At 37.4% G+C, this 20,472-nt stretch carries 17 protein-coding genes; 13 read left to right on the top strand and 4 right to left on the bottom strand.

What is annotated here, in order from left to right; all coding sequences use genetic code 11:
• Nucleotides 1-5 precede the first annotated feature (5 nt).
• Nucleotides 6-1,406, bottom strand: a complete 1,401-nt coding sequence (locus XM47_RS08855) for a DUF945 family protein (RefSeq protein WP_048691731.1) — start codon at nucleotides 1,404-1,406, stop codon at nucleotides 6-8.
• 633 nt (nucleotides 1,407-2,039) lie between these two features.
• Here XM47_RS08855 and XM47_RS08850 point away from each other — a divergent pair.
• The 3 genes from XM47_RS08850 (at nucleotide 2,040) to XM47_RS08840 (ending at nucleotide 5,542) form a co-directional block, all read left to right on the top strand.
• Nucleotides 2,040-2,942 carry a methyl-accepting chemotaxis protein gene (locus XM47_RS08850; protein WP_048691729.1) on the top strand — a complete coding sequence of 301 codons (903 nt, stop codon included), beginning with the start codon at nucleotides 2,040-2,042 and terminating at the stop codon, nucleotides 2,940-2,942.
• A gap of 200 nt (nucleotides 2,943-3,142) precedes the next feature.
• Nucleotides 3,143-3,814, top strand: coding sequence for a DUF2982 domain-containing protein (locus tag XM47_RS08845; RefSeq protein WP_048691727.1), 672 nt, complete (start codon nucleotides 3,143-3,145; stop codon nucleotides 3,812-3,814).
• 63 nt (nucleotides 3,815-3,877) lie between these two features.
• Nucleotides 3,878-5,542, top strand: coding sequence for a DUF342 domain-containing protein (locus tag XM47_RS08840; protein ID WP_048691725.1), 1,665 nt, complete (start codon nucleotides 3,878-3,880; stop codon nucleotides 5,540-5,542).
• A 100-nt stretch (nucleotides 5,543-5,642) separates the two neighbouring features.
• Here XM47_RS08840 and dapD read toward each other — a convergent pair whose 3' ends face one another.
• The 3 genes from dapD to map are packed head-to-tail and all read right to left on the bottom strand — an operon-like array spanning nucleotide 5,643 to nucleotide 9,934.
• Nucleotides 5,643-6,467, bottom strand: a complete 825-nt coding sequence (gene dapD / locus XM47_RS08835; protein WP_048691723.1) for a 2,3,4,5-tetrahydropyridine-2,6-dicarboxylate N-succinyltransferase — start codon at nucleotides 6,465-6,467, stop codon at nucleotides 5,643-5,645.
• A 3-nt stretch (nucleotides 6,468-6,470) separates the two neighbouring features.
• Nucleotides 6,471-9,101 (bottom strand): [protein-PII] uridylyltransferase, encoded by a 2,631-nt coding sequence (gene glnD / locus XM47_RS08830; RefSeq protein WP_048691721.1) that lies wholly within the window; start codon nucleotides 9,099-9,101, stop codon nucleotides 6,471-6,473.
• Between the two features lie 14 nt (nucleotides 9,102-9,115).
• Nucleotides 9,116-9,934, bottom strand: a complete 819-nt coding sequence (map, locus tag XM47_RS08825) for a type I methionyl aminopeptidase (protein WP_048691719.1) — start codon at nucleotides 9,932-9,934, stop codon at nucleotides 9,116-9,118.
• A 230-nt stretch (nucleotides 9,935-10,164) separates the two neighbouring features.
• On the opposite strand from map, the gene rpsB reads away from it, so the two are divergent.
• From rpsB to XM47_RS08775, 10 genes are all read left to right on the top strand, one after another.
• Nucleotides 10,165-10,893: a 30S ribosomal protein S2 gene (gene rpsB / locus XM47_RS08820; protein ID WP_048691718.1), complete on the top strand. Its 729-nt coding sequence runs from the start codon at nucleotides 10,165-10,167 to the stop codon at nucleotides 10,891-10,893.
• A gap of 86 nt (nucleotides 10,894-10,979) precedes the next feature.
• A complete protein-coding gene (gene tsf / locus XM47_RS08815; protein ID WP_048691716.1) occupies nucleotides 10,980-11,825 on the top strand; it encodes a translation elongation factor Ts in 846 nt (281 codons plus the stop codon).
• A 68-nt stretch (nucleotides 11,826-11,893) separates the two neighbouring features.
• Entirely contained in the window at nucleotides 11,894-12,637 is a 744-nt protein-coding gene (pyrH, locus tag XM47_RS08810; protein ID WP_048691715.1) for a UMP kinase, read from the top strand.
• A 19-nt stretch (nucleotides 12,638-12,656) separates the two neighbouring features.
• Complete coding sequence (gene frr / locus XM47_RS08805) at nucleotides 12,657-13,214, top strand: ribosome recycling factor (RefSeq protein WP_048691713.1); 558 nt, start codon at nucleotides 12,657-12,659, stop codon at nucleotides 13,212-13,214.
• Nucleotides 13,215-13,254: 40 nt separating this feature from the next.
• Complete coding sequence (uppS, locus tag XM47_RS08800) at nucleotides 13,255-13,998, top strand: polyprenyl diphosphate synthase (protein ID WP_048691711.1); 744 nt, start codon at nucleotides 13,255-13,257, stop codon at nucleotides 13,996-13,998.
• 25 nt (nucleotides 13,999-14,023) lie between these two features.
• Nucleotides 14,024-14,881: a phosphatidate cytidylyltransferase gene (locus XM47_RS08795; RefSeq protein WP_077066523.1), complete on the top strand. Its 858-nt coding sequence runs from the start codon at nucleotides 14,024-14,026 to the stop codon at nucleotides 14,879-14,881.
• Complete coding sequence (gene ispC, locus XM47_RS08790) at nucleotides 14,882-16,066, top strand: 1-deoxy-D-xylulose-5-phosphate reductoisomerase (RefSeq protein ID WP_048691707.1); 1,185 nt, start codon at nucleotides 14,882-14,884, stop codon at nucleotides 16,064-16,066.
• On the top strand, nucleotides 16,066-17,412 hold the full coding sequence (gene rseP, locus XM47_RS08785; protein ID WP_048691705.1) for a sigma E protease regulator RseP: 1,347 nt from the start codon (nucleotides 16,066-16,068) through the stop codon (nucleotides 17,410-17,412). Before ispC ends, rseP begins: the two co-directional genes overlap by 1 nt.
• Nucleotides 17,413-17,434: 22 nt before the next feature.
• Nucleotides 17,435-19,927, top strand: coding sequence for an outer membrane protein assembly factor BamA (bamA, locus tag XM47_RS08780; protein ID WP_048691703.1), 2,493 nt, complete (start codon nucleotides 17,435-17,437; stop codon nucleotides 19,925-19,927).
• Between the two features lie 28 nt (nucleotides 19,928-19,955).
• Nucleotides 19,956-20,471, top strand: coding sequence for an OmpH/Skp family outer membrane protein (locus tag XM47_RS08775; protein ID WP_048691702.1), 516 nt, complete (start codon nucleotides 19,956-19,958; stop codon nucleotides 20,469-20,471).
• Nucleotide 20,472 lies beyond the last annotated feature (1 nt).

Raw genomic sequence — 20,472 nt, 5'->3', positions numbered from 1 at the left:
TTGGATTATCGACCTAAAGCGAGTGGTTGATTATTGAGCGTTAACTGGTTGTCTTTGAATAAACCTTGAGTTTGGTAGCCTGCTTCAGTTTTTGTTAGTAGCTTTTGTTCAATGTACTGAGCTAGCATTTGGCTAATGCTTTGTACCTGCTGTGCTTGCAAGGCGGTTATGTCTGCTGCTGGAATTTGATTTTTCTCTCCGGTATGAGCCATATTTTGGGTGATGATTTGCTGCACTAAATTTTCAGTAAATTGGGTATTAAACTCAATAATTAGAGCCGATCTTAGAGCGGCTTGGCTATTAAACTTGGGCGCTTGGCTAAATTTGTCATTAAAGTATGCGGTTGCATTTGAGGTTAAATAATTCACTTCATCCAAAGCAAAATTTAACTTATGTAGATTGATTTTAGGCTTATGTTGAATCAATTCCGTGAGTAATCTTACAATTTCCTGCCTGTGCTCATGCTCAGGCAATTTAGAAGCGTTTTGGTTTAATTGATACAGTTGAATTAAACCTGACTCATTTAGGCTATCTATGGTTATTGCAAACTCAGTATTTTTTAGTTTGATTGGTGATTCAGAACTAGAGAAACTATCTAAGCTGATTTTGTAACCTATGCTTAAATCATTGTCATTTTGCTTTGCTACTTGGGTACTTAAAACAAAATTGGTTAATTCGAATTGTTTTTTCCCTGTCATACTTAGTTTAGGAAAAATAAAACTAGCATCGCCATAGCTAAATAGTAACGAGTCGCTAATTTGCCCCTCGGCATTGATTTGTATTGGTTCAGCTTCAAAAGTAACGATAGGTGAGATAGCTGTACTTTTATTGATAACCCCATGAGTTTGATATTGAGTATTCGCATTCGACATTTGAGTAAAAATACTTACACCACCAAATACGATGCTTTGGTCACTATTTTGTAGGGTGAAAGAGGGGATATAAAATTGGTTTGCTAAATTACCAGCTAAGCTGGTTTGAAATTTTGATATCAATAAATAATCTAATTGCAATTTAGATTGGATTTCACTGACCCATTTCTGCTGCTGGTTTAAACCAATTTGAAAGCTATTTAATGCCAGATTAAAGTCTGGGGATATCACCACAGGACCATGCTGCACACTGATATCTAACACAAGTCCTTGGTTTAGAATTCGCTCAATAATATGTTTTTCTGCTTGGCTATTTTGGCTGAATACGCCAGATACGTCTGCTTTGATTAATATAATACCTACGGAAGTAAACCAGCCAGGTTGATATTTGACTAGTTTAGCTGAATAACCAGGCATAGCATCAAGTTGTTTTAAATAAGTTGTTAAAGCCTCGTGCCTATATTGGCCAATAAATTTGGGGGCGATTAAAACGCTGAAAGTAAGTAGTAATACAATCGCAAACAGTTTTTTCATGCTAGGCTCTTTTTATTTTTAGAATTATGGGTATTGAGAGCGAAATTGTTTGAAAGCCAGTTTTTAAAAAATCTGAGTTATGGAATCATTAACTCGGATTTATACCTGCTTATCTAATTCTAGGCTCTATGTTAAGAAAGAAATTTATCATATTTTTTGTTAAAAGTGCTCTAAATTCAATACGTTTTAATGGATAATCATCTGTATTATAGGTTTTACCTAGCAGCTGATTACGATCGACTTGCTTTTATAGGCAAAGCTACAATTGTAACCACTATTTGCCAGCACAATTTTGGTACAATAAAGGTTTTTAGTTTAACAAAGCTGACACCTTCTTGTTTTTACTAAAGTAATTAATTTTTTAGCCGTTAAAACATTTAGAGCGTGTTACTCTTTGTGTTATTTTTTCACTGAGCTCAATTTATAAACAAAGCTAAACATAGCCTAGGTAAAAAATAATATTTAAAAACTCGTTTTAAGTTGGTAAATGACAATGTTTTTTTCTATAGTTAGTCCATATCATTGTTAAATGACAGATTTGGTTCAAGTTGAAGGCAGTAAGCGCCTTAGTTACGCATCCTAACCAAAATAAAAATAATTGTTCAATAATTAGATAAGAAGGAATGATACTTTATGCTAAGTTTTCTAAAACCTAGTATTCCAATCGGCAAAACTCTTGTAGATCAAGTTGATTTAAATGAATTAGAAAAAAAAGCAGCTATATTGGATAAACTTCTTTCTAGTGATGCTTATCAAATTGCTGAGCAGATTAAAGATAATGCATATACAGTAAATCGTACCAGTGCAGATGGTCTGGATATGATTGAGCGTAGCTACGATTTAGTGAAAAACTTTATTGAGCAATCGATGGAAATAGAAAATATTTCTAAAAGTTCATATGAATCGGCTTCTGAAACATCAAGTACGAGTGAAGATTGTATTGAACAGCTAAGTAAGTTAGTTGAAAATATTAAAAGCTCAGCGCACTACATCTCAGAGTTTACAACTTTATTATCTAACTTAGATGAAAACAGTAAGAACATCGACCATTTAGTTGAATCGATAAAAGGTATTGCTGAACAAACTAACTTACTTGCACTTAACGCCGCTATTGAGGCTGCAAGGGCGGGTGAACATGGTCGAGGCTTTGCGGTTGTTGCTGATGAAGTTAGATCGCTTGCGAATACAGCCAATCAGTCAGCAGATCAAATTCAAACTGAAATGAAAAAAATTATGGATATTTCAAGTTCCATAATTACTAAGCAAAAAGAAGTTCAGGGATTAATTGAAACCAGTGTTGAAATAGCAGATGTAACAACTGATCAACTTGGCTCTTTAGTTAGAGTGGCTAAAGAAAGTGCTCACTCAATGGAAAATATGATGGATCAAATCCGTTTACAGCTTTCTAGTACTGAAGAGATTCGCTCAAATATGGATACTTTAGTTAATAGCACTAAAGATTCTATGGATGGCGCTTCAAGAAATCACGGTCTGAGTGAAGAGCTTATTTCAAACTTACAAAGCATTCGTAATTAATACGTTTGTTTGAATCTTGATTTACTTTCAAGGAAGGAGGCTAGGCCTCCTTTTTTTATGTCATGAAAAAATTATTAAAAAAAATATTTTGGCCGGATTGTCCTCGCTGCCGAAGGTGGCGAATTATTATTCTTTGGGCTTTAGCTATGTTTTGGTTTTTTATATATATATATTTACCTAAATTTGCTGAAGTAGGATAAATGAAAGAAAACCAAATATTTATTAAAGCATCGACAGCTGCAAATGGCCGCAGTATATTTGTGATTAGCTTTATCTGTTTTGTCGCATTGTTTATCATTAAATTAGCTTGGGTTGAAATGTATCAAATCCAGATAATCTTTTTGATAATGGCATCTATCACAGGGATGATCTTAGGTTATTTCAAATCTAGTGAGCCAGAATTTAGCTTTGTGTTAAAAGTTGATGGCTTGTATTACCAGAATCGTTTTGGCTATATTTTTATCAGTTGGGACAATATTAGTTTGGTTGGTGTGCCTAAATCGGTCGGCTTAAACCAAACTGAAATGGCGTATGTGGGGATTAAACTTAAACAGCCAGAGCTATTATTAACCAGTATAAGTTTAAGGTTAATATCTCATTTAATGGTGGAACAGAAGGCAATCTTTGAATATTACTTAAGGCATTCAGATAAAAAGTTTGATGATGACTATGGTTCGTTCATATTAAACTCTTATAAATCGGAACAAGAAACATACACGGGATTAAGAGCAATGTTCGCTCATCGAATGAAACAGTTTCGAGAATTTTCAGGGTATGATATATTTTTTCCTGAGACAGCAATGGATCGCTCAAGTAGCGAATTTAAAGTTTTGTTAAACAATTATAGACAACAGGGTCGTAATAAACTTTAATGATCAGAATGCCACTGTTTAAGTTACTATAAAATCAATAAAAATTATAAGGTTAGTTGTATTATGGCGCAGTTTTTCTTTGAGTTCGATGAGACATCCAATAAATTAAATGTTTCTATAAACTGCGAAGATGAAGTAGCACCAACAGATGCCTTATTGTTTGAAGCTTGGCATGAATCTGATTTCAATCAATTCCTTTATATGGAAGCGGAAGCTAAAAAAGCTGTCGCTTTAGCATGTCAGAACCTAGTTCAAAAAAAGCAGGATGCCGAAGTAAAATTTGCTATTGCGGAAAGACGCCCTGCGAAAGTTAAAATTATTGTTGCCACTGATATGATGTCAGCTAATGCCGAAGTTACAGCCCCTTATGGAGGTGCGCTCCCCAAACCAAATCAAATAGCAAAATGTTGTGCTCAAGCTGGTGTCACTATGGGTTTAGATCAGGCAGCCATTTCATCCTTAATAAAAGATCTTGAGAAAGTTGCTCCGGGAGAAGTCGTTAATCAGACTATTGCGCATGGTAAAGAGCCCGAAAATGGCGTTGATAGCTATTTTGAAATGCTTTCTAAATCGGCTAGAGAGAGAGTGCTAGAACCCCAAGCGCTAGAAAATGGCAAGGTTGACATGAGAGATCTCGGAGAGCTTATATCAGTTAAACCAGGAGATGTATTAGTTAAACGCCACCCGCCTACCCTAGGTAAGCCAGGCTATAACGTTAAAGGCGATGCAGTTAAGCCAAAACCGGGCGCAAAAGTTGATTTCGACATAGGGCAAGGCACAGTCATATCTCCTGACGATGAAAATTTATTGATTGCTGATATTCCGGGTCTGCCTTATGAAATGAAGAATGGCGCTAGAGTTGATAATGTACTTGAATTAAAAGGCGTTGATGTAAAGAGCGGCCATATAGATTTTGAAGGTGGCGTGATAGTAAACGGTGATGTTGCGGAAGGGATGAAACTTAAAGCTTCAGGCAATGTAACAGTTGTGGGCTTTGTCGAAAATGCCAACTTAGAGATACAAGGTGACTTAACGGTTATGAAAGGGATTATCGGCAGAAAAGTAGATGATGATGCCGATTTAGCAACTGCCGATTTTCATTGTAATATTAAGGTTTCCGGTGACATTTCTGCTAAGTATATACAAAGCGTAAATATTGAATGTGGTAATCAAGTTCAGTTTTATGGCCAGATTCTTCACTCGAGGATTAAGGCTAATTCAATTTTGGGCGGTAGTGAAAAGGCCTTAGGCGGTAAGATTGTTGGTGGTTTATATCAAGTTGAGCAAGGGGTTAAATGCGCATCTTTAGGTGCTATAGCATCCACTAATACTAGAATTGAACTATTTTTGGCCTTAAAAGATCAGCTAGCTCGTAAAGCACTTTTAGCTAAACACAAGCAAGCTAAAATTGAAGTATTAGAAGAAATCAAGCTAGCTTGGCAACATTTACGTGAAGACACAGAAAACGAAAATCAAAATAAAGCAGACCTGATTGAGCAAACAATAAAATCTTATAAGCAACAAGATAAAGAGTTAAGAAAGTTCAGTCATGCTTATGAGCAATTGGCTAAAAGAATCGAAACTCAACAGAATGCTGTTTATATTGAAACCTCTAAAAATCTATTTAGTAAGACGCAAATTGTGATGGGGGATGTGAGTTTCACTTCAGTAGAAGATTGGGGACCGACTAAAATTATCCATAAAAAACGGAAGTTTGTTCGTGTCTAATGATTTAAACCAGATTGGTTTGATATGATATGAATTGCGATAAAGCATAAAAAAACCGAACTCAAAGTTCGGTTTTTTTATGGGTAAACATGACTGCTAATTAGTCGATATTACGTAACAAACCGTTAATACCAACTTTAGAGCGTGTTTTAGCGTCTACTTTTTTCACAATGACAGCTGCGTATAAGCTATAAGTGCCGCATTTAGAAGGTAATGAACCAGAAACAACAACAGATCCAGCTGGTACACGACCGTATGTTACTTCACCTGTTTCGCGGTCAAAAATCTTAGTGCTTTGGCCTATGTAAACACCCATTGAAATAACAGCACCTTCTTCAACCACAACACCTTCAACGATCTCAGAACGAGCGCCGATGAAACAGTTGTCTTCGATGATAGTTGGGTTAGCTTGTAATGGCTCTAAAACGCCGCCTATGCCAACACCACCAGAAAGGTGTACGTTTTTACCAATTTGTGCACATGAACCAACAGTCGCCCATGTATCTACCATAGAACCTTCATCTACGTATGCACCAATGTTAACGTAAGATGGCATTAATACAGTATTAGGCGCAATAAATGAACCTTTTCTAACTGCGGCAGGAGGAACAACACGAACACCTTCAGCTTTGAATTGTTCTGCAGTGTAGTCTGCATATTTCATGTCTACTTTATCGTAGTATTGAGTTTCGCCACCATCAATCGGGGCATTGTCACGAATACGGAAAGATAATAAAACGGCTTTTTTAAGCCATTGGTGAACAACCCACTCACCTGAAATTTTCTCAGCAACACGCGCTTTACCGCTATCTAATAATGCAACCGCTTCTTCAACTGCACTTTTAACTTCAGCAGTTACGTTAGCTGGTGTGATCTCTGCACGTGTTTCAAATGCAGTTTCGATAATATTTTTAATATCTGACATATTTTAACTCTTGTTTGAAGGTTTAATTTGTAAAGCTTCTCTTAATTGCTGGGTAATTGATTCTTTCTCGACTGGAGTCAGTGGAGCACCGTTATTATTGGTTAAAGTAAAGAAATCTTCAGCACGTTCGCCTATAGTTGCTACTTTCGCAGCGTGAATTGTAATATTATTTTCAAAAAATACACGCCCAATTTTAACTAATAAACCAGGAGTATCCAAGGCTTCAAGTTCCATCAAGCTATATTTATTGCTTTTGTGTTCTACCCAGTTGATTTGGGTAGGCACTCTAAATTGTTTGATCTGCCTTGGTATACGGCTAGGCACACTAGGCTCTCCAACGCATCTAGCTGCTTCTTCAATCGCATCGTGGATGTCTTTAAAACGTTTTTTATTAACTTGGTTTCCATCTTCTTCAAGGATAATAAAAGTATCTAAAGCATAGCCATCATCAGTATTCATTATGTTGGCATCATGAATATTGAAGTTTTTTCGACCAATTGATGAGCAAATCGCTGCAAACAAATAGGGTCTATCCTTGGTATAAATGAAAATCGCAGTCCCACCTAAATGCATTTCATTGTGAGTAGCTACGACTAAGTGCTCCGCAGTACTATGCATGAGTGCTTTGGTATGCCAAGCAATTTGTTTCGAGCTATAACGTAAAAAATAGTCGGTTGGTAAACTGTGCCAAATTTCTTTGGCTTTTACTGTGTCTAGACCATTTTTTTCTAGACGTTGTAGGGCTGACTCTCTTCGCTCTTGGATTTGAATTTCTCTCGCCACTGGTTTTTCATGGCCACTTCGTAATGCATTTAATGTGCTGATATACAGTTGTTTTAGTAATGACGCTTTCCAGTCATTTAACAATGAGGCATTTGTAGCTCTAATGTCAGCAAGCGTTAAGGCATATAGTAAGTTTAGATGTGTCTCATCTTGCACTCGATCGCAAAAATCATAAATAACTTGAGGGTCATTTATATCTTTACGTTGAGTTATAACAGACATATAAAGATGGTGATCAACTAACCAAGCGACTAAATCGGTATCGGTTTCTGAAATACCATGGAGCTTGCAAAATTCGCGAACTGCTTTAGCGCCTAACTCTGAATGATCCCCACCTTTACCTTTACAAATATCATGGTATATCGCAGCAATATAAAGCAATTCTAGCTTAGCAAAATTGTGACAAATTGTGGTACAGCGAGGAAATTCATCTTTAAACTCGGATTGAGTGTATCTGAAAATGTTCCTAATCAGCCTGTTCGTGTGTTCATCTACCGTATAACTATGAAATAAATCAAACTGCATCAAACCAACAATATGCGCCCAATCGTGACTATAGATAGCCATGACACCGTGCTTATGCATTAACTGCCAGCTGAGACCAAAAAACTTTTGATGCTGGATTAGTTCGAGAAAAAGTTCACGGCAGCTTTCTATTTGGCACAACTCCATTGATTCAAATTTACGTCTCGCATTTCGCAATTGACGTAAAGTTGAAGAGTGTAGTGCTGTCATGTTTGGTAAATCTGCGATCGTCTTAAACAAAGACAATAACTGAACAGGCGTATCAAAAACTTGCTCGTGTTTTGCTTTTAATAGGCCATTTGCAAGTTCAAAATCTTGATTAACTTTACGACGCTTCCAAGGTCTAAATTTAGTGACATATTCATCGGCAAAGTATTGGAGTAAAACCTGATTTAATTCACCAACGCGCCTAACGATAACGAAGAACTTCTTCATCATGGTTTCAACAGCTTGCTTATCTTCCCCATAACCTAATAGATTAGCAATGGCTGGTTGATGTTCGAATAACAGTCTATTCTCACTTCTACCAGCAACCATGTGTAAAGCAAAACGCATATGCCATAAAAATTCACGGCAATCTTGCAGCTCACGTAGCTCTTCGTCGGTCATAAAGTTGGCTTTAACTAACTGGCTACCATCAAACACTTTATAATGCTTTTTAGCTATCCAACCAATATTTTGAATATCGCGTAAACACCCAGGATTCTCTTTAATATTTGGCTCAAGGTTATAACTGGTGTCATGAAATTTTGCGCGTCGATCTGCTTGCTCTTGCGTTTTCGCTTGATAAAATTTTATGCTCGGCCAAAAATTTTTGCTGTTGACCTTTTCAGTTAAACTTTTGAATAACTTCTCATCACCTATTAATAACCTCGCTTCCAATAAATTGGTGGCGATAGTGATGTCTTCTTTGCCTAAGTCTATGGTTTCTTTTAGCGTTCTAACACTTTGTCCAATATCTAAACCTAAATCCCATAATGCGGTAATGAGTGCACTTACTTTTTGTTCAGCATCGGGCGTTAAGGCATCTTTAGATAAGATTAATAAATCAATGTCAGAGTGGAGGTTAAGATGACCACGTCCATAGCCACCAACCGCAGCTAGCGTCAGTTCTTTTGTACCTTCTAAGCCTAAAATTTTCCATAGTCGACGAATTAGGTTATCGATATAAAATGCTCTTCCTAATACAAGTTTCGCAATAGGTTGATTGGTGAAGGATTCCTGTAACCAAGCATGGTACGAATCGACTTCTTTACGAACTTCAACTATTTTATCAAGCGAATTTACCGCTTGAATCTTGCTGATAAAAAATTGTTGGCTACTCAATGTTACAACCTTAATTAACCTATTTGAGGAATTGTCTCGTCTGGGCGGAAAGTCAAAATTTCATATCCAGTTTCTGTGACTAAAATAGTATGTTCCCATTGCGCACTTAAACTGTGGTCTTTGGTAACAACTGTCCAGTCATCTTTGAGCAATTTAGTGTGTCGTTTACCTGAATTAACCATAGGTTCTATAGTTAAACACATACCCGCTTTAAGCTCTACACCAGTTCCCGGCTTTCCATAGTGTAATACTTGCGGTTCTTCATGGAATTCTGTGCCTATACCATGACCACAGTATTCACGAACGATTGAAAAACCTTGAGCTTCAGCATGTTTTTGAATGACATAACCAATGTCACCAAGTTTACATCCTGGTTTGACCATTTGGATGCCTAAATACATAGCTTCTTGTGTAGTTTGGATCAAACGTTCAGCAAGCTTTGTTTTAGGACTAGATTTGCCAACGATAAACATTTTACTGGTATCACCATGATAACCGCCAACATGATTTGGATCATTTAAATCTTCATCAAATCTTACAGTGACATCGATATTAATGATATCTCCATCTTTTAAAGCTTTACTGCTTGGAATGCCGTGACAAACAACATGGTTAACCGAGGTGCAAATCGATTTTGGGAAACCGTGGTAGTTAAGCGGAGCAGGGTAAGCTTTTTGTTTATCCACAATATAATCATGACAGATTTGATTTAATTCATCTGTCGTAATCCCTTTTTTAACAAAAGGGCCAATCATATCAAGTACTTCTGCGGCCATTTTGCCGACGATGCGCATTTTTTCAATATCTGCAGCAGTTTTAATTACAAGTGTCAAAGTGATGCCTTATCAGTTTTTTTAATCAATACGAACATATATAAATTGTCGTTTTAGGCTGTCTATGGTATAAAGCGCGCCGACAATTCGCAAATGAATTGTCGAAACATTTTAATTTAAATCACACACATGTCGAAACTATGTCCGGGGTGCTTACTATCAAATTGTGATAATAGGTCGGATTATAGCGGTATGTGGAGGCTCAACCCCAAACTTAAATGAGGATTATTATGCCAAACGTTTCAATGCGCGACATGCTTAAAGCAGGTGTTCACTTCGGTCACCAAACCCGTTACTGGGAACCAAAAATGAAACCTTACATCTTTGGTGCGCGAAACAAGATTCACATCATCAACTTAGAAAAAACTGTTCCTTTATTCAACTCTGCTTTAGAAGTACTTTCTTCAGCTGGTTCTAAAAAAGGTAAAGTTTTATTCGTTGGTACTAAACGTGCTGCAAGCGATGCAATCAAAGCAGCTGCAATTGAAAGCGACCAATTCTATGTTAACAACCGTTGGTTAGGTGGTATGTTGACTAACTGGAAAACAGTACGTCAATCAATCAAGCGTTTAAAAGATTTAGAAGCACAAAGCCAAGACGGTACATTTGACAAGATAACTAAGAAAGAAGCTCTTATGTTAACTCGTGAAATGGAAAAATTAGAGAAAAGCTTAGGCGGTATCAAAAACATGGGCGGCTTACCTGACGTTCTTTTCGTTATTGATGCAGACCATGAGCACATTGCTATTAAAGAAGCAAATAACTTAGGTATTCCAGTTATTGCTGTAGTTGATACAAACTCTAAGCCTGACGGTGTTGATTATGTTATTCCTGGTAACGATGATGCGATTCGTGCTATCCAGTTATACTTGGATGCTGCGACTTCAGCAATCAAAGAAGGCCGTAATAGCAATCTTGAAGTTCAAGCTGAAAACGACGGTTTCGTTGAAGCGGAATAACACTGCTGTAACAACTTTATGTTAAATATAAACAGGGGCTAGTTGCCCCTGTTTTCTAACTGCGAATTTATACGAGGATAAACAAGATGGCAATTACTGCTGCTTTGGTTAAAGAACTCCGCGAGCGCACTGGCGCTGGTATGATGGATTGTAAAAAAGCTTTAGTTGAAACTGATGGTGACATCGAGCTTGCAATTGAAAACATGCGTAAAAATGGCCAAGCTAAAGCTGCTAAAAAAGCAGGTAATATCGCTGCTGAAGGTCGAATTGTTATTAAGCAAAATGAAGGTGTTGCAGCGCTTGTAGAAGTTAACTGTCAAACTGACTTCGTTGCTAAAGATGATAACTTTGTTGCATTTGCTAACCAAGTTGCTGATGCTGCTGTTGCCGCTAAAGTAACAGTTGAAGATTTACAAGCGCAATTTGAAGAAGCGCGTGTTGCTCTAGTAACTAAAATTGGTGAGAACATCAATATTCGTCGTTTAGAATATGTTGAAGGTGCTGCATTAGCAACTTATTCTCACGGTGAGCGTATCGGTGTTGTTGTTGCTGGTGAAGGCGACGCAGAAACACTTAAGCATGTTGCTATGCACGTTGCTGCAAGCAAGCCTGAGTTTGTTAACCCAGAAGACGTTCCTGCTGAAGTTGTTGAAAAAGAAAGAGCAATCCAAATTGATATCGCGATGAATGAAGGCAAGCCTGCTGAAATCGCTGAAAAAATGGTTGCTGGCCGTATGAAAAAATTCACTGGTGAGGTTTCTCTTACTGGTCAAGCTTTCATCATGGAACCTAAGCAAACTGTTGGTGCAATCCTTAAAGAGAAAGGCGCTAGCGTTTCAACTTTCGTCCGCTTAGAAGTGGGTGAAGGTATTGAGAAGAAAGAAGAAGATTTTGCTGCTGAAGTTGCTGCTCAAATGGCTGCTGCTAAGTAATCAATATTTTTGTTTAAAGCCGCGTTAGTCGCGGCTTTGTTTTAACTTATTTTAAAATGGACAATTTTATGAATCCTAAACCTGAATATCGTCGTGTATTATTAAAATTAAGTGGTGAAGCTTTAGTGGGTGACGAAGGCTTTGGTATCGACCCTAAAGTACTTGACCGAATGGCGACTGAAATTAAAGAATTAGTTGAGCTTGGTGTACAAGTCGGCATTGTTATAGGTGGCGGAAACATATTTAGAGGCGCAGGTTTAGCCAAAGCTGGAATGAATCGAGTAGTGGGCGACCACATGGGTATGTTAGCAACAACAATGAATGGTTTAGCAATGCGTGATGCATTACACCGTGCCTATGTGAACGCTCGTTTAATGTCTGCTATCGAATTGTCAGGTGTTTGTGACACTTACAATTGGGCAGAAGCTATCAGCTTGCTTAAAGAAGGTAAAGTGGTCATTTTTGCCGCTGGTACGGGTAACCCATTTTTTACAACAGATTCAGCTGCGTGTTTACGTGGTATTGAAATTGAAGCTGACGCGGTTTTAAAAGCGACTAAAGTAGATGGTGTATACACAGATGATCCTGCAACTAACCCAGACGCAGTTTTATTAAACAAGCTAACTTATCAGGAAGTGCTTGAAAAAGAATTGAAAGTAATGGATTTAGCTGCCTTTACTTTAGCCAGAGATCACAGCTTACCGATTCGTGTATTTAACATGAATAAAGCCGGTGCACTTAAAAATGTTATTATGGGTGAAGCAGAAGGCACTTTAATTGATCACGCTGAAAATTTAAGCGAAACAAATTAGTTAATTTAGGAAGATTGTCATGATAAATGAAATACTTGAAGACGCGAAAATTCGCATGGGTAAAAGTGTAGAAGCACTTAAAAACCAAATGAGTAAAGTTCGTACTGGTCGAGCTCACCCTAGCTTATTAAATTCTATCATGGTGCCATATTACGGTGCTGACACGCCACTAAATCAAGTTGCGAACGTAACAGTTGAAGATTCACGTACACTTGCTTTATCTGTGTTTGATAAATCTTTAATTCAAGCTGTAGAAAAAGCGATTATGTCGTCTGATTTGGGTTTGAATCCGCAAAGTGCTGGTACAACTATTCGCATTCCATTGCCGCCATTAACAGAAGAACGTCGTAAAGAGTTAGTTAAAGTTGTTCGTGCTGAAGCTGAAAGTGGTCGAGTTGCGGTACGTAACATTCGTCGCGATGCAAATTCAGATGTTAAATCTTTACTTAAAGACAAAGATATTAGTGAAGATGATGCAAAAAAAGCAGAAGATAACATTCAAAAAGCAACTGACGAATTTATTAAACAAGTAGATGCTGTACTTGCTGATAAAGAAAAAGAATTAATGGCTATCTAAATAGGTTTAGCCCACTGTTTAGTGGGCTAATCATTTCTACATGACACCAGCGTTAAAACAAATAGAACAAATATCGTCTGATTTATACCCTAAACATGTTGGCATCATAATGGATGGCAATGGTCGTTGGGCTAAACAGCAAGGTAAAATTAGAACTTTTGGCCATAAAGCAGGTGTTGAATCTGTCAAAACGGCTGTAAAGTTTGCGCGTCAACATCAAATTGAAGTATTGACTCTTTTTGCTTTTTCGAGCGAAAACTGGAAAAGACCAGAACAAGAAGTCTCAGTATTAATGGAATTATTTATGTTTGTGCTAACGAAAGAAGTTAGACGCCTACATAAAAATAATGTCCGCCTAAAAGTAATAGGTGATTTGTCTAGATTTAGTGATAAATTACAACAAAAAATAAAAGAGTCTGAAGAATTAACCAAAGAAAATTCCGGTTTGGTGTTAGCTATAGCTGCGAATTATGGTGGTCGCTGGGATATTATTGAAGCTATGAAAAAAGCATCGATGGGCAAACCAGTAGATCAAATATCTGAAGACGATATAGATAAAAATATTTCATTGTCTGAATTCAGCTCACTAGATTTGATTATTCGCACTGGTGGTGAGCAAAGAATTAGTAACTTTCTATTATGGCAAGCAGCATATGCTGAGTTTTATTTTACGCAAGATTTATGGCCTGACTTTCGGGAAGAAAGTTTTGCGCAGGCAGTTTTGTGTTTTGCTAATAGAGAAAGGCGTTTCGGGCTGACAGGGGATCAGGTTGGAAAAAATTAATAAGAAAGTTTCAAAGTCGAGCACTTTGAAAAAGAGAATTATAACAGCTCTCGTTTTATTGCCACTGGCATTAATTGCAATTTTTAAACTATCACTGCTACAGTTCGCGTTCTTTACTGCTGCAGTATTATCTATAGGGGCTTGGGAGTGGGGGCCATTTATCGGCTTTTGCAATAAGCGTAAAAGAGTTCTGTTAATGCTTGCTTTGCTTGGCTCTATGGCAGGTTTTGGTTATCAATCTGGTTTGTTTCAACATGGTCAAATTTCGTTAACCAGTGAATTAATTCAATATTCAATCATAGCTTCCATTGGTTGGTGGATTTTTGCATTATTACTCGTAATTAGTTACCCAAGATCTTCGCGTTATTGGCGAGGTTTATCTTGGTTAAAAGGCTTGTTTGGGTTGTTTACGCTATTACCAACTTGGATTGGCATTAATCTTATCCGTGCAGATAACTTTCAGTTTGATCAACAAACGGGCGCTTGGTTATTACTCTATGTTTTCTCCTTAGTTTGGGCTGCTGATATAGGTGCTTACTTTGCTGGTAAAGCATTTGGTAAGCATAAATTGATGCCGAATGTGAGCCCAGGTAAAACGATCGAAGGCATGTTAGGCGGTTTAGTCGCTAGCTCTGCATTGATTTTTCTAGCATTACAGACAGAATTATTTTCTAGTCAAAACACCTTTCATATAGTTGCTATCTCCTTAATTGTCGTGGTCAGCTCGGTATTAGGCGATTTATTAGAAAGTATGTTGAAACGTCAAGCTGGGGTAAAAGACAGTGGCACTATATTACCTGGTCATGGCGGTATTTTAGATAGAGTTGATAGCTTAACTGCTGCGTTACCTATTTTTGCTTGTTTCTATTTTTATTTTATATAGATGAAAAATTTAGCTATTTTAGGGTCGACTGGCTCGATCGGACAAAGCACACTTGAGGTGGTTAGGCAGAACCCTGACAAATTGAAGGTTTACGCTTTAGCTGCGAATACCAATATTAGTGTTATTAGTGAGCAAATAAAAGAATTTGAACCTGAGTATGCTTTGTTGGTTGATCACGATGCCGCTCTGGCTTTAGAAAAGAAGATTAAAGCCTTGTCACTTAAAACTAAAGTTTTAGCAGGTAATGATTCATTAAATCAACTCGCAGCTGATAATGCGATTGACACAATTGTTGCTGCAATTGTTGGCGCAGCAGGTCTACCTTCAACTATGGCAGCAGCTGAAGCTGGTAAACAAATTCTGCTAGCGAATAAAGAAGCTTTGGTTATGTCTGGTCAAATCTTTATTGATACAGTCAAACAAAATAATGCCTCGCTGTTACCCGTAGATAGTGAACACAATGCTATTTTTCAAAGCTTACCAGCAGCGTATCAGCAAAATTACCTCAATGAACAGATTCACGACTTTGGTGTCCATTCTATTATTTTAACCGGCTCTGGTGGTCCTTTCTTAAATACCCCTTTAGAAGAGTTGGCTAGCAAGACACCAGCCCAAGCTTGTAAACATCCTAATTGGTCTATGGGACAAAAAATATCTGTTGATTCTGCCACTATGATGAATAAAGGTTTGGAGTTGATAGAAGCTTGTTGGTTATTTGGTGTTAAGCCTGACTTTGTTGAGGTATTACTGCACCCGCAATCGGTTATTCATTCTATGGTTCGATATCTCGATGGTTCTATTATGGCGCAAATGGGTGCACCTGATATGAAAACACCAATTGCACATTGCTTAGGTTTTCCTCAGAGAATAAAGTCCGGCTCAGAGCATTATGATTTTATTAATGGGCCGCAATTTAGCTTTAATAGACCTGACTATCAAAGATATCCTAACTTGAAACTTGCAGGCGAAGCTTTTGCTCAAGGACAAGAAGCGACAACCGTGCTAAATGCAGCCAACGAAGTTCATGTTGATGCGTTCTTGCAAAACAAAATTAAATTTACTGATATCGCAGAACTCAATGCAAAATTGTTAGCAAGCTACTCGCCGAATAAAGTGACTACGCTGGATTGCATCATGGAAATTGATCATGAAACCCGTAGGTTAGCTCAGCAAGGTTTAAATTAATGTCCTTCATTTGGAACTTAATCTCGTTTATTGTTGCGATTGGTTTATTGGTAACGATTCACGAGTATGGCCATTATTGGGTTGCTAAGCGCTGCAAAGTGAAAGTACTCAAATTTTCCATTGGTTTTGGTAAAGCCTTGTATAGTTGGAAAAATAAAGCTAATACTGAATTTGTTATCGCTGCAATACCACTTGGTGGCTTTGTACGTATGCTAGATAGCCGCTTAGATGAGGTCGAAGCCGACGAGCAGCATTTAGCTTTTAACCACAAGCCTGTCCTTCAGCGTATTGCTATTGTTGCTGCAGGCCCTTTGAGCAACCTAATATTTGCTGCCATTGCGATTTGGCTAATGTTATTAATAGGTCAAACGGTTTATAAGCCTATCATTGATGATGTCACCCCAAACTCAATTGCTCATCAAGCTTCATTTTCTTCTGGTGATGAAATCGTTACGATTGGCGGCAAGCAGACTCAGACATGGCAACAAGTTAATTTTGAATTAATGCGGGCAATTAATACAGATAAGCTCGAAATTAAAGTGAAACCTGACAACCAATCTTATTTAGTGACACACATACTCGATTTAACTAATTGGCAAGTGTCGGATAAAAACCCAGATTTATTAAAATCACTTGGTATTTTACCCTATCGAAGTGAAGTGCTCGGTGTGATTAGTCGAGTCCAATCAGGTTCACCAGCAGATAAAGCGGGTCTTCAAGTTAATGATGAAATTATCAGCTTTAACCAGCAAGATTATAATTGGCAAGCTTTAGCAACTTGGATCGCAGAACATCCAAACCAAACGATAAACTTAACTTTGCTCCGTGAACAAAAGATAGTTGAACTTTCTGTGACAACTGGCGTCAGAGAAACAAAGCAAAAAGAAGTCGGCTTTTTAGGTGTTGTTCCAACGGTTAAACCCGCAGAAGGTAAATATACGCGTTTAGTTCAATATGGTTTGTTTGATGGATTTATAAATGCGATTAATCAAACCTGGCGCATGATTGAATTAAGCTTTGCCATGCTTGGTAAACTCATTATGGGCGATATTTCGGTCAAATCACTGAGTGGTCCTATTTCGATAGCTGAAGGTGCTGGCGCATCTGCAAGCTTAGGTGTTGTTTATTTTTTAAGCTTTTTAGCATTAATTAGCATTAATTTAGGAATAATTAACATTTTACCCCTGCCAATACTTGATGGCGGGCATTTACTTTATTACCTTATAGAGCTTGTCACTGGTCGACCTGTTTCAGAGCCGGTGCAAGAAGTAGGGTTTAAAATTGGGGCTTTCATCATTTTTACTATGATGACTATTGCCATATTTAATGATTTATCTCTGTGGTAGATAAAGAAGTTTGAGATTTCGAATGTCAATAAGAAGATCTGTAATAGCACTGTCGTTAACTTTATTCTTTTCTAGCCAAGCATTGGCGATTGACGAATTTAAAATAGAAGACATCCAAGTTAATGGTTTGCAACGTGTCGCATTAGGCGCTACGTTGACTTATATTCCTTTACAGGTTGGAGATAAATTAAACGATTTTCGTTTAACTCAAACAATCAAATCACTCTATTCATCTGGTCACTTTGATAACATAGAAGCCTATCGAGAAGGTAAGGTCCTCATTATCAAAGTATCTGAGCGACCGACCATTAGCGAAATTGAATTTGATGGCAATAAAGATGTTAAAGAAGAACAGTTAGCCTCTAATTTAGAAGACCAAAATATCAAAATTGGTGAGCCATTAGACAAAACGACGTTGACTCAGTTAGAAAAAGGCTTAGAAGATTTTTACCAAAGCATTGGTAAATACAACGCTAACGTCACGGCAAAAATTAGCCATTTACCTCGTAATAGGGTTAAGCTGACTTTTGAATTTAGTGAAGGGAGTGCTGCAAGTGTTAAGCAAATCAATATTGTCGGCAATGAACTTTTTGATGATGCGAAATTATTAAGCTTATTTGAATCTAAATATGATTTACCTTGGTGGAAATTTTTGTCTAATGATAGATATCAAAAACAAACTTTTTCTGGTGATATCGAAAAATTAGAAAGTTTTTATAAAGATCAAGGCTATGTTCGTTTTAGTGTCGACTCAACGCAGGTTTCACTCACACCTGATAAAGAACAAGTTTATGTGACGCTGAATGTAAAAGAAGGCGAAAAATATAAGCTTAAAGATATCAACTTTATCGGTGATTTAGTTGGCCGAGAACGTGCAATTAAAGCTATGGTTCCGCTTCGTGCCGGCGACTTTTATAACGCAGCTGCCGTAACTTATACCGAAGAAACAATCACGAATTACCTAGGTGCATTTGGTTACGCCTACCCTGAGGTTAAAACCATTCCTGAAATTGATGATGAAACTAAAGAAGTTTCATTAACTTTAAATATCACCCCAGGTAAAAGAATTAACGTTCGTCGTATCGAATTTGTTGGTAACTCAGTTACTGATGATGAAGTGCTTAGACGTGAACTAAGACAATTTGAAGGTACAGCTCTTTCTAATCGTTCACTTGAAGCTTCGAAAGCAAGAATGGCTCGTTTAACTTATATTGAAGAAGTTGATTTTGAAACCATTAAGCTACCAGGTGAAGAAGATCAAGTTGATGTTGTCTTTACAGTGAAAGAACGCCCATCAGGCTCTTTCACTGCGGGTATCGGCTATGGCGATTTAACCGGTTTAAGCCTACAGCTAGGTGTCCAACAAGAGAACTTCTTGGGTACAGGTAACACCTTAGGCGTTAGCATCAATACCTACTCATATCAAAAGCAAATGAGCTTAAGCTATACCAACCCATATTTTACGATTGACGGTGTTAGTTTAGGTGGCTCTGTAAGTTATAGTGAAATTGATTATGGTAGCCGTTATTCAAATTCAGAAGATTATGAATTAATTCGAATTTCTTCACGCCTCACGGTTGGTTACCCATTGGATGAGACCAGCCGTATCAGTTATGGTGTTGGTTATTTGCATAACGAAATGTCGAATATCTCTACGCCATCTGAGCAAATGAGAAATTTCTATTCAATATACAATGATGCTGATAGCAAAACGAATCAATTGGTTTTCGATAATTATGAATTGAACCTTGGCTGGATGTATTCAACGTTAAATAGAGGTTTGTTCCCAAGTGCGGGTAAGAGCCAAAATGTTAACTTTAAACTTGCTATTCCAGGCAGTGACGCACAGTTTTTCAAATTTACTGCAGAAGATAGACGTTATTACCCACTGACAAGAAACCATAGATGGGTAGTGATGACTAGAGCTCAGTTTGGTTATGCAAACGGTTATGGTGAAACAGACTTAGGCGATGATCATGTATTACCTGTATGGGAATACTTTAGAGCGGGTGGCCAATCAACCATGCGTGGGTTTGAGAATAACGTCGTTGGTCCAAAATTATTTTATGCTACGCCAGCTACTCAAGTTAATCCAATTACAGGTGAAACTGAAGTGAGACCAGGCGAATTTGGCCAAATCCAAAAATATACCCGTAATGGCAATGCTGCTATATCAAATGGTGGTAATGCTCAATTACTTGGAACGCTGGAATTAATCTTCCCAATCCCATTTACTGAAGAAGACTCAAGCTCGGTAAGGCCAAGTATATTTGTTGATGCAGGTAATGTTTGGGACACAGAATTTGATTTATCTAAATACAGTGGCTTAGCTGATGAGCAATTTACGCAACTTGGTGACTATTCTGATCCAAGTCGATTCAGAGCATCAGCAGGTATGTCGGTACAATGGATATCGCCTATGGGACCAATCGTATTTAGTTTTGCAAAACCACTTAAAAAGTTTGATGATGATGATACAAAATTCTTCAGTTTCAACATTGGTCAAACGTTCTAATTAAAAATATATAAAGAGGTACACTAACATGAAAACTTATAATAAAGCTGCAGCATTATTACTTACATTAGCTTCTGGCCTTTTTGCATTACAAGCTAATGCGGCTGATAAAATTGCCTTAGTAAATAAAGCGGCTATTTTTCAAAATTTAGCGCAAGCATCTTCGATTGAAGCAGATTTAGCAGCAGAATTTAAAGATAGAATTGATAAAGTTAATTTATTGAAGCAAGATTTCGATTACTACATGGCAAAGCAGAAAAAAGAAGCAGCCACATTAAGCGAAACTGAAAAACAAGAGATTAATAAAAAATTACAATCACTTGGTATGGAATATCAACAGACAGCTAAACAGTTAGACGGTGAAATGCGTCAACGTCAAAACGAAGAAAGTAACAAGTTATTAGTTAAAATTGGCCAAGCTATCGAAACTTTCGGTAAAGATGGCAAATACGATTTAATTATTGCTCGTGAAGCGGTTGCATATGTTGGTTCTGATGTACCGGATGTTTCTGAAAAAGTACTTGAAGCTATTAACAAGAAATAAA

This window comes from Catenovulum maritimum, from assembly GCF_001050375.1.
GTDB lineage: Bacteria > Pseudomonadota > Gammaproteobacteria > Enterobacterales > Alteromonadaceae > Catenovulum > Catenovulum maritimum.
This window is presented reverse-complemented; position numbering and strand designations above follow the sequence as displayed.